We start from the raw sequence: 14,927 nt of genomic DNA on the forward strand, positions 1-14,927 counted from the left end.
GGTCGTGTCTGCCATGCTTAATGGACGGCCTCTGCGGCTTCCAGTTTCCTCACATCGACGAAACGGCCATGGACCGCTGCGGCCGCTGCCATCGCCGGGCTGACCAGATGTGTCCTAGCACCAGCTCCCTGGCGGCCTTCAAAATTCCGGTTCGAGGTGGAAGCGCAATGTTCTCCGGCTGGAACCACATCCGCGTTCATGCTCAGGCACATGCTGCAGCCTGAATCACGCCATTCGAAGCCTGCTTCGAGGAATATTTGGTCCAGTCCTTCTGCTTCAGCAAGGACTTTGACAGCCTGTGAGCCTGGCACCACAATCGCCTGGACGCCCTTGTGCACCTTCCTGCCTTTGGCAATCTCTGCCGCCATGCGCAGATCCTCAAGACGGGAATTTGTGCATGAGCCGATGAACACCTTCTGGATCTCGATATCGCTGATCTTCTGTCCCTCGGAAAAGCCCATGTACGCAAGAGCGCTCTCCACAGCTCGTTTATCGTTCTCGGTTTTGCATTCATTAAGGAAAGGAACTCTTCCGGTCACCGGAGCTGTCTGGCCTGGATTGGTTCCCCAGCTGACCATTGGAGCGATTTCGCTTCCATCAATATGGATTTCTTTATCATAGACCGCATCTTCATCAGAAGCCAGCTTCTTCCATTGAGTGGAAAGGGCTTCGAATTCCTCTCCGGCAGGAACATATTTGCGGCCGCGAAGGTATTCAATGGTGGTATCGTCTGGTGCAACAAGGCCGGCTTTCGCACCGCCTTCAATCGACATGTTGCAGACTGTCATCCGCTCTTCCATCGTCATATTTTCAATTACGGAGCCGCAGTATTCAATAATATGGCCCGTTCCGAAATTGACGCCATGCTTTGCCAGCACATACAGAATTACGTCTTTGGCCAGCACGCCTTCACCCAGCTCGCCATCAATTTGCACCTTCAGCGTCTTTGGTTTTGCCTGCCAAAGTGTCTGTGTAGCAAGGACATGTTCGACTTCACTGGTGCCAATCCCGAACGCCAGGGAACCGAAAGCTCCGTGTGTGGATGTATGGCTGTCGCCGCAGACAATGGTCATACCCGGCTTCGTCAGGCCCAATTCAGGACCGATTACGTGGACTATTCCCTGTTCGGGGCTGTCGATGTCCGCAAGGGTGATGCCGAATTCCTGACAATTTTTCCGCAATGTCTCCATTTGGTTTTGGGCAACAGGGTCGGTAATGGTAAAGCGGTTCACAGTCGGCACGTTGTGGTCGACTGTTGCAAATGTCCTGTCAGGCCTTCTGACGGACCTGTTTTTCATCCTAAGTCCCGAAAAAGCCTGGGGGGAAGTTACCTCGTGCACCAAATGCAAATCGATGTAGAGAAGGTCAGGCTTCCCCTCTTCCTGGTGGACAATATGATTTTCCCAAAGTTTCTCGATAATCGTTTTCCCCATGATTCACCCTCCCTTTCTTACGAGTAGCAGCTCATAATGTTTGAGATTGCCTGGTTATCAAGGATGGTTGCCTTGATTTCTTCGATCATTTCAGCCGTGCCAATCGGTTTTTGCCCATTTAATGCGATATCGCTGGTTTTCAAGCCTGACTCAAGAACCTGCTCGACTGCATTCTCAATCGCTTCCGCTTCTGCCTCAAGGCCGAATGAAGTTCTAAGCATCATTGCGGCGGAAAGGATCATCGCGATTGGATTGGCGATATTTTTGCCTTCAATGTCCGGCGCCGATCCATGGATAGGCTCATACAGGTATGGCCCTCCCTCCGAGATGCTTGCCGATGGGAGCATTCCAAGCGATCCGGTCAGGACGGAAGCTTCATCACTCAGGATATCGCCAAACATATTCTCGGTGACCAGTACATCAAATTGCTTAGGATTTTTAATCAGCTGCATGGCCGCATTGTCAACAAGCATGTGCTCAAGCGTGACTTCCGGATATTCTCTCGCAATCTCTTCGGCTGTTTCGCGCCACACACGGCTTGATTCCAATACATTGGCCTTATCGACGGAAGTGACTTTCTTCCTGCGCGTATCCGCAAGCTGGAACGCCAGCCTGATGACTCTTTCAATCTCTTTCTTTTTATAAAAAAGAGTATCAACAACAGATTCTTCTCCGTCCCTGGTTGACCGTTCACTAGGCTTTCCGAAGTAAAGTCCTCCAGTAAGCTCCCTGACGACCAGCATGTCAGCTCCGGCGATGATTTCCGGACGCAGCGGGGAAGTTTCGGCTGTAGCGGCATAGTAGCTTACAGGCCTTAAATTGGCATAGAGGTTCAACTCTTTCCTGATGCGGAGAAGTCCTTTTTCTGGACGAAGATGCCCGGGAAGGCCATCCCATTTCGGACCGCCTACTGCACCAAGGAGGACAGCATCGCTTTTCTTGCAAACTTCGATTGTCTCGTCAGGAAGCGGGGTTCCGAGCGCATCGATCGCCCCTCCTCCAATGCTTGCAAATGTGAACGTAAATTGGTGCCCGAAACGTTCTCCCACTGCCTGCAGCACACTGACTGCACCCTGTGTCACTTCTTTGCCGATCCCGTCTCCAGGCAGAACTGCGATTGTCTTTTTCATGAGTTTCCCCTCCATTTTAATAAGCTATTGATTCACAACAGCTGTACTGCTTTCCTTCATATATAAAACCCGGTTGACTGCGTTTAAATAGGCTTTCGCAGATGCTTCGAGAACATCCTGCGCCAGGCCTCTTCCGCTTGTTTCCTGTCCTGCATACCGCATCTTCACATATACCTGGGCAAGGGCATCCCGCCCTGCACCGACCGACTGGATTCGGTAATCCAGAAGATTGATAGGTTCATCGACGCATTTTTCAAGTGTGTTATAGAGAGCTTCGATGCTTCCTGATCCTGTGGCCGCTTCCTCGACATGTTCATTGTCAGCACCTGTGAGGGTAACGGTCGCAGTCGGAATCTGGTTGGTGCCATACTGCACCTGGATGGACCTTAATTCATAGAAGTTGTTATCGCCTGCAAGCTGTTCTTCAAGGACAAGGGCGACCAGGTCTTCATCTGTCATTTCTTTTTTACGGTCCGCCATGTCTTTAAAAATGGCGAACAGTTTTTTAATATCTTCTTCCGGAACCGCCAGGCCCAGCTCATTTAGGCGATTGCGGAAGGCGTGGCGGCCCGAGTGCTTTCCTAGCACAAGAGAATTATTCTGGTAGCCGACAAGCTCCGGCGAGATAATCTCGTAAGTGGTCTTTTCCTTCAGCACACCATCCTGATGGATTCCCGACTCATGGGCAAAGGCATTGCGGCCGACGACTGCTTTGTTGGCCGGCACAGCCATACCGGTAAGCTTGGATACCAGGCTTGATGTCCTGCTGATTTCCTGAAGGTTGAGCCTTGTCTCTGCCTGGAAATGCTCTTTCCGGATATGCAGGGCGACGGCCAATTCCTCAAGGGATGTATTTCCGGCGCGCTCGCCGATTCCGTTGATGGTTCCTTCTACCTGCCTTGCTCCGTGCTGGACAGCCGACAGGGAGTTGGCAACCGCCAAGCCAAGGTCATCATGGCAGTGAGTGGACAATTCCACTTTTCCAATGGAAGGAACATGTTCATATAGATATTTAAAAACGGCTCCGTATTCTTCCGGAGTGATATAGCCGACTGTATCCGGGATATTGATCACGCGTGCTCCAGCCTGAATCACCTGCTCGACAATCTCCGCGAGGAACGGCAGCTCTGTCCGGCAGGCATCCTCCGCCGACCATTGGACAATCGCGAATTTGGAAGCGGCATATTTCACCGTGTTCACAGCTGTTTCAATAACCTGTTCCTTGCTTTGCTTCAGTTTGTATTGACGGTGGATTGGCGAAGTAGCAATGAAGGTGTGCAGGCGGGGCTCTGCACCTTCTTTTAGCGCCTCCCAGGCTGCATCGATGTCAGAGATGACAGCCCTGGCAAGCCCTGTAACAGAAGCTTCTTTAATCGTTCTGGCAATTTCCTTTACCGAAGCAAGGTCGCCGGGAGAAGCAGCTGGAAAGCCTGCTTCAATAATGTCGACGTTTAGTCTTTCCAGCTGTTTGGCAATTTCAAGTTTCTCAAACTTGTTCAGGTTGACTCCGGCCGATTGTTCCCCGTCCCTTAAAGTCGTATCGAAAATTTTAACCTTTTGCACTGAAAGCCACTTCTTTCTTCTTATCTTTATTGACGAACGGCATCATTGCTCTTAATTCTCTTCCTACTACTTCAATTGGATGCTGCTTCTCGTTTTCATTGACAGCTGTAAACTCCGGACGGTTTGCCTGGTTTTCAAGGATCCAGCCTTTTGCAAACTTTCCATCCTGGATATCCTTAAGGACAGCTTTCATTTCTTCCTTGACAGCTGCGTTGACGACGCGCGGTCCGCTGACAAAGTCACCCCACTGCGCTGTGTCGGAGATGGAGTAGCGCATTCCTTCAAGGCCGCCTTCATACATCAGGTCAACAATCAATTTCAGTTCATGGAGACACTCAAAGTAGGCAAGCTCCGGCTGATATCCAGCTTCTGTCAATGTTTCGAAACCTGCTTTTACCAGTGAAGTCAAGCCGCCGCAAAGCACTGCCTGCTCACCGAAAAGGTCTGTTTCTGTTTCTTCTTTAAAAGTTGTTTCCAAACCGCCTGCACGAAGAGAACCGATTCCGTGAGCGTAAGCTAGAGCAAGCTCTCTTGCTTCACCAGTTACATCCTGGTAGATGGCGAACAATGCTGGTACGCCAGCTCCTTCTGCATACGTTCTTCTTACAAGGTGGCCAGGGCCTTTAGGGGCAACAAGCAGGACATCAGATTCTTTTGGTGCGACGATTTGATTGAAATGGATATTGAATCCATGGGCGAACATCAATGCCTGGTTTGTCAGGTTTGGAGCAATTTCTTCCTTATATACTTTAGGCTGAAGCTCATCCGGAAGCAGGATCATGACGACATCCGCCTGTGCTGTAGCTTCGCCAACTGTGAATACTTTGAATCCGTCTTCGACTGCCTTATCCCAGGAACGTCCTTTGCGAAGTCCGATTACCACTTCAACACCTGAGTCGCGAAGGTTTTGGGCGTGTGCGTGACCCTGTGATCCGTATCCTACTACTGCAACTTTCTTTCCTTGAAGATAATGTGGGTTTGCGTCTCCGTTATAGTACATTTTTGCCATTTTGATTTCTCTCCCTTTAAATTGTTTTTTGTTTTTTTGTTTTTTTGTTTTTATACAATTGAATAATTTTTAGCAGAATTCAGGCGCTGGCTGCTTCTAGGGAAGGCTGTTGTTCCCGTCCTGGCTAGCTCCTTGATTCCGTAAGGCTTGATCAGTTCGATAAATGCTTCGATCTTTTCACTTTCACCGGTAATCTGGATGATCAGGCTCTCTTTGCCAACATCGATGACCGATGCCCGGAATGGCTCGATAAGCGAATAAATTTCATTACGCGTTTGCGGCGGAGCTTGGACCTTGATCAAAGCCAGTTCGCGGGCTACTACTGCCTGATCGCTGATGTCCGCCACTTTGAGCACATCCACCTGTTTGTTCAGCTGCTTTGTAATCTGTTCGATGATACCATCGTTTTCAACATTGACAACACAGGTGATGCGGGAAATCCCTTCCTGTTCGGTGTGCCCTACCGAGATGCTTTCAATATTGTAGTTTCGCTTTGAAAAAAGGTTGGTGATCCTGTTCAAGACACCCGGCCGGTTCAGGACGGTCAGTGTTATGATCCGTTTCATTTTTTCACCCCCACCATTTCATGCAGCCCTTTTCCAGGGGCGATCATTGGATAGACATTTTCATTTTCGGCGATCCTGAAGTCGAGCAGGACAGGTTCATCATTTTCCATCACCTGTTCAAGGATCTCTTTTGCTTCAGCTTCGGATGTAATCTGATAGGCCTTGATATCATAGGCATCTGCCAGTTTGACAAAGGAAGGCTGCGATGGAATCTTGCTATGCGCGTATCTTTCCTCATAAAAGATCTGCTGCCACTGCCTTACCATTCCAAGTGATTGGTTGTTGAAGATGGCGATTTTCACCGGAAGGTTCAATTCCCTTATGACCGCCAGCTCCTGGGTGGACATCTGGAAACCGGCATCCCCGAGGACGGCGACAACACGGGCTGATGGTTCGGCAATCTGGGCGCCAATGGCAGCCGGAAGGCCGAATCCCATTGTCCCAAGCCCACCGGATGTTACCCAGCGGTCCGGATTCTTGAATGGATAGTACTGGGCGGCCCACATTTGATGCTGGCCGACATCGGTGACGACAATAGCATCGCCGTTTGTCTGCTCATACAGCATTTCCATGACCCGCTGCGGCTTAAGCACGGAGCCCTCCTCTTCGTACCAGTAAGGATACTCCTTCTTCCATCCTTCCAGTTTTTCCATCCACTGTGAATGCTCAGGCTTTTTGCCTTCCTGCTTTATCAGCATTTTAAGCGCTTCGCCTGCATCCCCGACTATTGGGATTGCGGTTGGAACATTCTTGCCAATCTCAGCAGGATCGATATCCACATGAGCGACTGTCGCATTAGGGGCAAAATGCTTCAGGTTCCCTGTAAGGCGGTCATCAAACCGCGCTCCAATGTTGATTAGCAAGTCGCATTCGTACAAGGCCATATTGGCTGTATAGCATCCATGCATCCCTGCAAGTCCCAGGGATAAAGGATGGCTGGCCGGGAAGCTGCCGAGGCCGAGCAATGTATTCACGACTGGAATGTTTTGCTGTTGCGCGTACTCCTGCAGCAGGTGGGATGCCTTTGCGAACAGGACCCCTGCCCCGGCAAGGATAACCGGCTTTTTCGCCCTGCTGACTGCTTCGGTCAGCTTTCTGATTTGCAGATAATTGGGTTCGATTGTCGGCTGGTAGCCTGGAAGCGAGATTTCCGGATCCACCGGAGCTTCCCCTGTGCCAGCAGCAATATCCTTTGGAAAATCGATCAGAACCGGGCCTGGCCGTCCTGTTGTTGCGATATGAAAAGCTTCTTTCACAATCCTTGGAATATCTTCAATATTCCGAACTTGGCAATTGTATTTGGTGATTGGAGTTGTGATCCCGAGTATATCGGCCTCCTGGAATGCATCCGTCCCAATGACGCCTGTCGCTACCTGTCCGGTAAAAACGACCAGCGGCAGCGAATCCATCATGGCGTCCGCAAGGCCTGTGACGATGTTGGTGGCCCCCGGCCCGGATGTGGCAATCACTACGCCGGCTTTTCCGCTGATTCTTGCATAGCCTTCTGCTGCATGAATTCCGCCTTGTTCATGGCGGGGAAGGACATGGAAGATATCGCAGTCATAAATTTTGTCGTAAATCGGAAGGACTGCGCCTCCTGGGTATCCAAAAATCACTTCGACCTTTTCCTTTTTTAAAGAGTCCAGTAAAAGGTCCGCGCCATTTGCGGTTTGTTTTTCAGCTTTTACTTCAGTAAAAGCAGCTTCCTGCAACATTGTTTTAGCCTCCCATCATTTTTAAAGCCAGTGTCGAGATATCCTCGCTCCCGGCATTTTTTTACAATAAAAAATAGCCCTTCTCATCCCCATATGCCTTGTTCAGGCAAAGGGATGAAAAAGGCTATGAATGCCTGTTCCACGGTACCACCCTCATTCACGCGGATACCCGCGTGCGCTCCTGGACTGTGTGAATCGTCCGTTTTGGTAACGGGTGGCAGGCACCCGACCGGTTCTACTGGAAAGTATCGTTCAAACCGGCGCTCCGAGGTGAGTTCATTTTATGGGGCCAACACCGGTTCTCAGCAGCTCCGGCTCTCTGTGGTTCGCCTTGCATAAAATTACTTGTCCTCGTCTTTGCTTTGATTTATTCATTAGCTGGCATTTGTTTCTGAACGTGAATAGACTTTTACTCCTTCAAGAAGGACCCGTTTTCTGAACTCCTTCAGGACTTGCTTTGTATGGTATCCGGGAGCTCCATCACCAACCACGCGGCCGTCCACTTTCACCACCGCGATTACTTCCGCAGCAGTTCCAGTCAGGAACACCTCATCAGCCGTGTAGACATCATGCCTGGTGAATGGCTCTTCCTTCATTTCATATCCAAGGTCCCTGGCAATTTCCATTACCGCGTTCCTTGTGATTCCTTCGAGCGCCCCTATGTATCCAGGCGGGGTATAAAAGGTATTGCCTTTAAGGATGAATACATTGTCTGCCGATCCTTCAGCGACATATCCCTGGTCATTCAGCATCAAGGCCTCATTGACATTGGCAAGCCTTGCTTCAATTTTGACAAGTATATTGTTCAGGTAGTTAAGTGATTTAACCTTGGGACTCAGTACATCCGGGCGGTTCCGCCTTGTTGGCACGGTCACGATTTCAAGGCCTGTTTCATAAAGCTCCTTTGGGAAAATCGATAATGGCTCGACGATGATAACGACGTTTGGCGCTTTGCAATTATTCGGGTCAAGCCCCAAGTCTCCTGTCCCTCTTGAGACGACCAAACGGATATAGGCATCTTCAAGCTGGTTTCTTTTCACTGTTTCAGCAATCAAGTTTGTCAAATCTTCCTGACTGTGGGGAATCTGCAGCATAATGGATTTCCCTGACCTGTAAAGCCGGTCCATATGCTCCTGCATCCTGAAGATGTTTCCGCCATAAACGCGAATCCCTTCAAAAACTCCATCCCCGTAAAGGAACCCATGGTCATAAACGGAGATTTTTGCGTTTTCCTTAGTCACAAACTCACCGTTTAAATAAATCCATTGATCGGGCACTGTTAACACTCCTTTTTGTCATAAACGCTTTAAACCACTAAATTTAAAAGATGAAAAATTTCAAAAATTCATTGTGGTTTCGGCCCTTTTTCTCGCCTTATCCGGTGAGAAAATCTAACAAATTAATTTAATTGAGGACTATGTTACGCTGATTTTATGCCCTCGTCAACGGGTTTTTGAAAAATTTTTAGATAATTTAGATTAGTAGGACTATGTGTATCCGCTTACAATGTTGATGTATTCACATTTATCTGATAAAAGATTTTTTATTTTTTTGGGTGTGAAAGTCAGTCTGCCTGCTTGAAATGATTTATAAATAGCTATATTGGGAGGCAATAAATTCGGGGCTGATTAAAATGATCCGGCGAATTGGCGTGGACACACAAAAAAACTCACCTCTTTTGAAGGTGAGTAATATGTAGGATAATGGCGTCCCAGGAGAGATTCGAACTCCCGACCGACGGCTTAGAAGGCCGTTGCTCTATCCTGCTGAGCTACTGGGACAGTAAATTAATATAAAGTTAAAGTTTAAAACATCCCGTCCTGATCTCGGAAAGATCATTCAAGAAGCGGCTCGATCAGTACGCTGAAGCAAATTCCTCGCTGCTTACTCACTCGTGCTGAGCTACTGGGACATAAATATTTTTAATAGTGCTTTTCTCAAAGACAAGTTTTATTATATTAGGCAAACAATCAAAAGTCAACCATTTATTTTCGTATTTTTTTTGCCAAAGGGAAGATTGGTCCTTCCCTTTGGCTATTATATAGTGTTTACGGTCGTTTGGGAACAGGAACAGTGAATTCCTGTTTGAGATTTTTCATTTCTCCACGGTCGGCATCATACACATGAAGCGCGGCTCGTCCTTCCTGCAGGTCGAGTATCACATAAGTGCGCTCGCGGCGCCCCCTTGGCAGTCGAATGCTGCCCGGATTGATATATAAGGTGCTGTCGATCATCTCAGCGCCAAGCAGGTGCGAATGCCCGAAACAGACGATATTGGCGCCTGCTTCTTCTGCCCTGTAGGTCAAGCTTAGCAGGCTTGTTTTCACAGAGTGCATGTGGCCATGAACAACCAGGATTTTATAGCCGCCTGCTTCCAGTTCCGCTTCTTCCGGGAAATCGCCATAAAAATCGCAATTGCCCTTTACAGCTGTAAATCCGTTGATTGAATCGCTGTCATCGGAAAGCTCGGAATCGCCGCAATGAATCATGACATCAACGTCGGCACCATGCCGTCTTTTTAGTTCGTCCAGCAATTCTGTCGAACCGTGACTGTCACTGACAATAAGAATTTTGGTCATAAATCGTCACCACTGCCAATTGCCAGATGCTCCTGCAGTTTCTCCAGCGCCTTCGCCCGATGGCTGATCTTGTTTTTTTCATCAGGAAGAAGCTCGGCCATGGATTTTCCTTTTTCGGTGGCGAAAAAAATCGGATCGTACCCAAACCCATGGCTGCCTCTCCGCTCTTCAAGAATTTCCCCTTCACAGGCGCCTGCAAAGGTCAGCGTTGGCGCTCCTGGACGGGCAACCGCAAGGACACAGCAGAACCTTGCGCTCCGCCTGTTTCCGGATACGCCTGCGAGTTCTTCCAGCACTTTGTCAATATTGGCTTCATCGTTCTTTTCATTGCCGGCGTAACGGGCCGAGTAGACACCCGGCCGGCCTTCGAGGGCATCCACTTCCAGCCCTGAGTCATCGGCAATGACCATTTTTCCGAGCTGGTTTGCGATAGTTTCGGCTTTTAAAATGGCATTCTCCTCAAAAGTGCTTCCCGTTTCCTCTACTTCCTCTATCTCCGGAAAATCAAGAAGGGTTTTCACCTGCAATCCTTTAGAAGCAAAAATGCGCTCAAATTCCTTGGCTTTCCCGCTATTTTTCGTCGCAATGATGACTTCTTCCATCAAGATTCCCCTATCTTTTTTGCGCCTTGGCAATCTGTTCGGAAAGCTCTTCGCCAAGGGCCTGTTTTTGATGTTCAAACAGTTCGGCCAAGCCTGCCTGGGCACCGGCCAGCAGCTCATGAAGCTGATTGTAGGAGAAAGTCGCTTCCTCTCCCGTTCCCTGAAGCTCGACAAATTCACCGTTTCCAGTCATGACTACATTCATATCGACATGCGCAGCAGAATCTTCAACATAGTTCAAATCCACTACCACCTGGCCGTCGGCAAGGATCCCAACGCTGGTGGCTGCCAGGAAGTCGCTGACTGGGAAGCCTTTAAGCTTTTTGGTTTTATACAGTTTGTTCAATGCCTGTGCCATCGCCACATATGCGCCCGTAATGGAGGCCGTGCGGGTGCCGCCATCTGCCTGGATCACATCGCAATCAATCCAGATGGTCCTTTCGCCGATCGCATCGAGATTGACGACCGCCCTTAGCGCCCGGCCGATGAGGCGCTGAATTTCCATTGTCCGTCCGGTTACCTTCCCTTTTGAAGATTCCCGGATGTTGCGCTGTTCGGTTGCCCTTGGAAGCATCGAGTACTCGGCCGTGATCCATCCCTTCCCCTGGTTACGCATAAAAGGCGGCACCTTGTCTTCAATGCTGGCAGAACAAATCACTTTTGTATCTCCAACCGATATAAGGACTGAGCCTTCGGGATGTTTCAAATAATCTGTCTCAATATGTACAGGCCGCAACTGCTGTGGTTCACGTCCATCAAAACGCATAGTATTGCCCTCCTTGGATAATCTCAGCTGCATTCCTGCTTCATGCTGCAGCTAGAGCTGACAATAAAGAAGAGGCAGCAAAATGCCTGCCTCTACTATCTGTCATATACAATAGTATAACAAAATTCACCAATTAAAAACTACCTGTGTTTACTTTTTCAGGACGGGTAACCGGCTCCGAAAGCTTCTGGCCGCTCTCTGTCACCAGCTCGGCTTTCCCGTTAACCGTAACGGCCACACTCTCTACTCCTTTTTGCTCGGTCAGGGACAGCACAAGGGAATTCAGGACATGTTCGGAAACAATTTTTTCTTCAAAACTTCCGTATATCGCCTCATTGAAATCAAGCGTAACTTTGCCCTCTTCAACCTTTGGATCCTCGTTCAGCTTTACACCTGCCTGGAATTCGGAAAGAAGCCCTTTGCCATACCCCGGACCAGCTGCAAGGGCAGAGACAATGGATTGGATATCATTGCCGCCATCATTGTCCACTCGCTTCGTAACCGGGACATAGTAGTAGCTGTCCTCATCACCGCCAAGGTAGTAGACTGTAACAGATTTGGTATTGGAAATATCCACTACACCGTCAAGGTCATGGTTGATGCCTTGGCTCCTGCTCAGCTCCTCGGCGATTGGTGTGCCGTTTACCGGCATGGCCTTCAGTTCCTCGCCGTTCATCTGCAGCTTCACTTTATCAACCGAATCGAATTGAGTCAGCGTCCAGGTGACTGCCTGTAGGATTTTCAGCTCATCTTCCTTTTTATAGTTGGCAAATTCCTTCGAGAAGTCGACCGTTGCAACGCCATCTTTGATGTTGACGCTCATTTGTGTATCAGCGGGCAGCACGGCCCTGAAACCATTAGGCAGCATTTCTGTGACCGGCCCGTTCTCCACAAGATGATCCAGGGCTTGCTTGGCCACACCTTCGGACTTCGGAAGGCTCATCGTCTGGGAGACCACATATCCGTTTTTATCAATCAGATAAAGCTCCGTTTGAACATTTCCTTCTACAGCCTCTTCCATTTCCCCGCCCTTTGCCTCTGCTCCGGCGGATTCTTCCACAGTGCCTGCTTCGCTTTCATCGAGATAGGTTGCATCCTGCGGAGGATCGATTTTCTTTTTTTCTTCCCCGCCGAACAGGCCGCACCCCGAAAGAAATACCGTGGTCGCCAAAGTCGCTGCAGTCACCAAGGTTACTTTTTTATTCTTAGACATACAATCCCTCCAAAGACAGTTTGTACTACCATTTATACGAGCCCTTCCCAAAATTAGACCGCCTCGGGGATTTTTTTTTATGAAAAGGATTGAGTTTGGGGGATGATTCTAGCGGATGGTTTGAGGGATGATTCTAGCGGATGGTTTGAGGGATGGTAGTATTGGCGACCACTCTTCTTTTCTTGGGATAGGAACGGGCTGCAATAGTGCTCCTTGGTGACCATTCTCCTTTTTCTTGCGGCAGAACGGGCTCCAATAGCTCCCTTTGGTGACCATTCTTCCTTCCCTCAAGGCAGAACGGGATCCAATAGCCCTCCTTGGTGACCATGCTTCCTCCCCCTTAAGACAGAATGGGCTCCAATCATCCTCCTTGGTGACCATTCCCCCCTTCCCTCGCAGCAGAACGGGCTTCAATCCCCCTCCCTTGTGACCGCCTCCCAAAACAAACTAAAAAAGCCCCCCAAATTGGGGAGCCCTTTACAGCTTTACTGTTTTCACGTTATCAATCCGCTTTTCCAGCCACTGGGAAGCAATGGCGGAAAAGATGGACCTGGAGCCTGTGGTATAAAATTCGTGCACTGGCTCCTCGCTGCTTTCGTTCAGCATGCCGCTATGGTAAAGGATGGTGCTCACTTCCCGCGCCGTCTCTTCCCCTGAGCTGATCACATTGACGCTCTCACCCATGAATTTCTTGACCAAGGGTTCAAGGAGAGGATAGTGGGTGCACCCGAGAATCAACGTATCCAGGTCAAGCCCTCTCAAAGGCTCGAGCGTTTCCGCCACGATTTTTTTGGCTACGGGACCGTCATATTCGCCGCTTTCGACTAATGGAACGAATTTCGGGCATGCCAGGCTGGTGACATTGGTTTTCCGGTTGATCGATTTCAGGGCAAGTTCATAGGCCTTGCTCTTTACGGTACCTTCTGTGCCAATGACTCCGATATTGTAGTTATTGGTGATTTTAATAGCGGTGCGTGCGCCAGGATGGATCACTCCGAGTACCGGAATGGGGAGCTCGGAACGAATTTCCTCAAGGGCAACCGCCGTCGCTGTATTGCAGGCAATTACAAGCATTTTAATCTCTTTTTCAAGTAAAAAACGCGTGATTTGCCAGGTGAATACTCTTACTTCTTCTGCTGTTCTCGGTCCGTAGGGACACCGTGCCGTGTCACCCAGATAGACAATCTGTTCATTGGGCAGCTGCCTCATGACTTCCTTGGCGACCGTTAATCCCCCTACACCCGAATCGATGATGCCAATTGGTTGCTTCAAAAAACTCGCCTCATTCTCCACGCATTTCTAGATGTAATTTTGCCAGGCTGTCCTTAAGGCCAACGATTTCCCCATCAGAGAAATCCTTTAGTACTTCCTGCAGATAGACTTGCCTTTTCTTGATCACTTCGTCAATGATCCGCTCTCCCTCTTCCAAAAGATGGATACGGACAACCCTGCGGTCATTAGGGTCTTTTACCCTCATCACAAGCTTATTCTTTTCCATCCTATCTACAAGGTCGGTCGTCGTACTGCACGCAAGGAACATCTTGTTTGATAATTCGCCGATGGTCATGTCGCCTTCTTCAAACAGCCACTGGAGGGCCACAAACTGTGGCGGGGTGATGGTGTAATTGCTTAAAATCTCCCGCCCTTTTTGCTTGATGATCCCTGAAATATAGCGCAGGTCTTTTTCAATATCGGCAATGGTGCTTATTTTAACATCCTCGGAATTCATTTAGAACACTCCTATATCGTTTAAAAACATACAAATGTTTTTAGGCTATGTATCAGTCACCTTATTTTCTATGATTTTTGGAATAATTTCAAGAAAGAAATGCAGCCTGCAAACTGCCGGCTGCATCTCTTCCGCTATTCAATTGATAATCAGCCATCCGCAAGGAGACCGATTTAAATCAAAGTTCTAGCTCTCCCATGCGAAGGAGCTCTACAACAGCTTGGGAACGCCCCTTTACGCCAAGCTTTTGCATGGCATTGGAAATATGATTTCGAACCGTCTTTTCGCTTATAAACAATTCACCAGCGATCTCTTTTGTTGTTTTGTCTTGTACTAACAGTTCGAATACTTCTCTTTCTCGTTTGGTGAGTAATGGCTTGTGAGTATATTCATTCTCCTTCAAGTATAGTAACCCTCCTTGCCTTCGCCAGTTGTGAACTGCGGGGTGGGTATAAATTTAGTCAACATATCTTATGTCAGTTCAGCATATGGAGTGACTACATTTCCCCAAAGGAGGAACATTTTTGGCAAATATGGGCTTTCCACCTTAAAAAAGGTGATGTTCTCCCCTCCTTGCAAAAAGGCCAGGCATTTTTCCTGCCTGGCCTTCCCTGTCCATATT

The 14,927-nt window shown here is 48.8% G+C and carries 15 protein-coding genes, 1 tRNA gene and 1 other annotated feature; all 16 genes read right to left on the minus strand.

Annotation, left to right across the window (positions count from 1 at the left end):
- Nucleotides 1–17: 17 nt before the first annotated feature.
- A complete protein-coding gene (leuC, locus tag WQ57_RS08760; protein WP_046523382.1) occupies nt 18–1,433 on the minus strand; it encodes a 3-isopropylmalate dehydratase large subunit in 1,416 nt (471 codons plus the stop codon).
- Between the two features lie 17 nt (nt 1,434–1,450).
- Nucleotides 1,451–2,563, minus strand: coding sequence for a 3-isopropylmalate dehydrogenase (leuB, locus tag WQ57_RS08765; protein ID WP_046523383.1), 1,113 nt, complete (start codon nt 2,561–2,563; stop codon nt 1,451–1,453).
- A gap of 24 nt (nt 2,564–2,587) precedes the next feature.
- Nucleotides 2,588–4,126, minus strand: coding sequence for a 2-isopropylmalate synthase (locus tag WQ57_RS08770; RefSeq protein ID WP_046523384.1), 1,539 nt, complete (start codon nt 4,124–4,126; stop codon nt 2,588–2,590).
- The gene (ilvC, locus tag WQ57_RS08775; RefSeq protein ID WP_046523385.1) at nt 4,113–5,135 is read right to left on the minus strand and encodes a ketol-acid reductoisomerase; all 1,023 of its coding nucleotides are present in this window, start codon (nt 5,133–5,135) and stop codon (nt 4,113–4,115) included. The genes WQ57_RS08770 and ilvC overlap by 14 nt, the downstream gene beginning before the upstream one ends.
- Nucleotides 5,136–5,185: 50 nt before the next feature.
- Complete coding sequence (ilvN, locus tag WQ57_RS08780) at nt 5,186–5,701, minus strand: acetolactate synthase small subunit (protein WP_046523386.1); 516 nt, start codon at nt 5,699–5,701, stop codon at nt 5,186–5,188.
- The gene (ilvB, locus tag WQ57_RS08785; RefSeq protein WP_046523387.1) at nt 5,698–7,416 is read right to left on the minus strand and encodes an acetolactate synthase large subunit; all 1,719 of its coding nucleotides are present in this window, start codon (nt 7,414–7,416) and stop codon (nt 5,698–5,700) included. Before ilvB ends, ilvN begins: the two co-directional genes overlap by 4 nt.
- Before the next feature lie 107 nt (nt 7,417–7,523).
- Nucleotides 7,524–7,783, minus strand: a binding site (T-box leader).
- A 7-nt stretch (nt 7,784–7,790) separates the two neighbouring features.
- Nucleotides 7,791–8,693 carry a branched-chain-amino-acid transaminase gene (ilvE, locus tag WQ57_RS08790; RefSeq protein WP_046523388.1) on the minus strand — a complete coding sequence of 301 codons (903 nt, stop codon included), beginning with the start codon at nt 8,691–8,693 and terminating at the stop codon, nt 7,791–7,793.
- Nucleotides 8,694–9,120: 427 nt separating this feature from the next.
- Nucleotides 9,121–9,197, minus strand: a tRNA-Arg gene (locus tag WQ57_RS08795).
- Between the two features lie 267 nt (nt 9,198–9,464).
- Nucleotides 9,465–9,995 (minus strand): metallophosphoesterase family protein, encoded by a 531-nt coding sequence (locus WQ57_RS08800; protein WP_046523389.1) that lies wholly within the window; start codon nt 9,993–9,995, stop codon nt 9,465–9,467.
- On the minus strand, nt 9,992–10,597 hold the full coding sequence (locus WQ57_RS08805; protein WP_046523390.1) for an XTP/dITP diphosphatase: 606 nt from the start codon (nt 10,595–10,597) through the stop codon (nt 9,992–9,994). The genes WQ57_RS08800 and WQ57_RS08805 overlap by 4 nt, the downstream gene beginning before the upstream one ends.
- 10 nt (nt 10,598–10,607) lie before the next feature.
- Nucleotides 10,608–11,363: a ribonuclease PH gene (gene rph, locus WQ57_RS08810; protein WP_046523391.1), complete on the minus strand. Its 756-nt coding sequence runs from the start codon at nt 11,361–11,363 to the stop codon at nt 10,608–10,610.
- Nucleotides 11,364–11,496: 133 nt separating this feature from the next.
- Nucleotides 11,497–12,576 carry a GerMN domain-containing protein gene (locus tag WQ57_RS08815; protein WP_046523392.1) on the minus strand — a complete coding sequence of 360 codons (1,080 nt, stop codon included), beginning with the start codon at nt 12,574–12,576 and terminating at the stop codon, nt 11,497–11,499.
- Nucleotides 12,577–12,709: 133 nt separating this feature from the next.
- Nucleotides 12,710–12,904: a hypothetical protein gene (locus tag WQ57_RS08820; RefSeq protein WP_046523393.1), complete on the minus strand. Its 195-nt coding sequence runs from the start codon at nt 12,902–12,904 to the stop codon at nt 12,710–12,712.
- A gap of 149 nt (nt 12,905–13,053) precedes the next feature.
- Nucleotides 13,054–13,848: a glutamate racemase gene (gene racE / locus WQ57_RS08825; protein WP_046523394.1), complete on the minus strand. Its 795-nt coding sequence runs from the start codon at nt 13,846–13,848 to the stop codon at nt 13,054–13,056.
- Nucleotides 13,849–13,858: 10 nt separating this feature from the next.
- The gene (locus WQ57_RS08830; RefSeq protein ID WP_046523395.1) at nt 13,859–14,305 is read right to left on the minus strand and encodes a MarR family winged helix-turn-helix transcriptional regulator; all 447 of its coding nucleotides are present in this window, start codon (nt 14,303–14,305) and stop codon (nt 13,859–13,861) included.
- Between the two features lie 178 nt (nt 14,306–14,483).
- Nucleotides 14,484–14,708 (minus strand): spore germination transcription factor GerE, encoded by a 225-nt coding sequence (gene gerE / locus WQ57_RS08835; protein ID WP_009796032.1) that lies wholly within the window; start codon nt 14,706–14,708, stop codon nt 14,484–14,486.
- Nucleotides 14,709–14,927 lie beyond the last annotated feature (219 nt).

It is taken from the genome of Mesobacillus campisalis, assembly GCF_000986785.1.
In the GTDB taxonomy this organism is placed as follows: Bacteria; Bacillota; Bacilli; order Bacillales; family Cytobacillaceae; genus Mesobacillus_B; species Mesobacillus_B campisalis.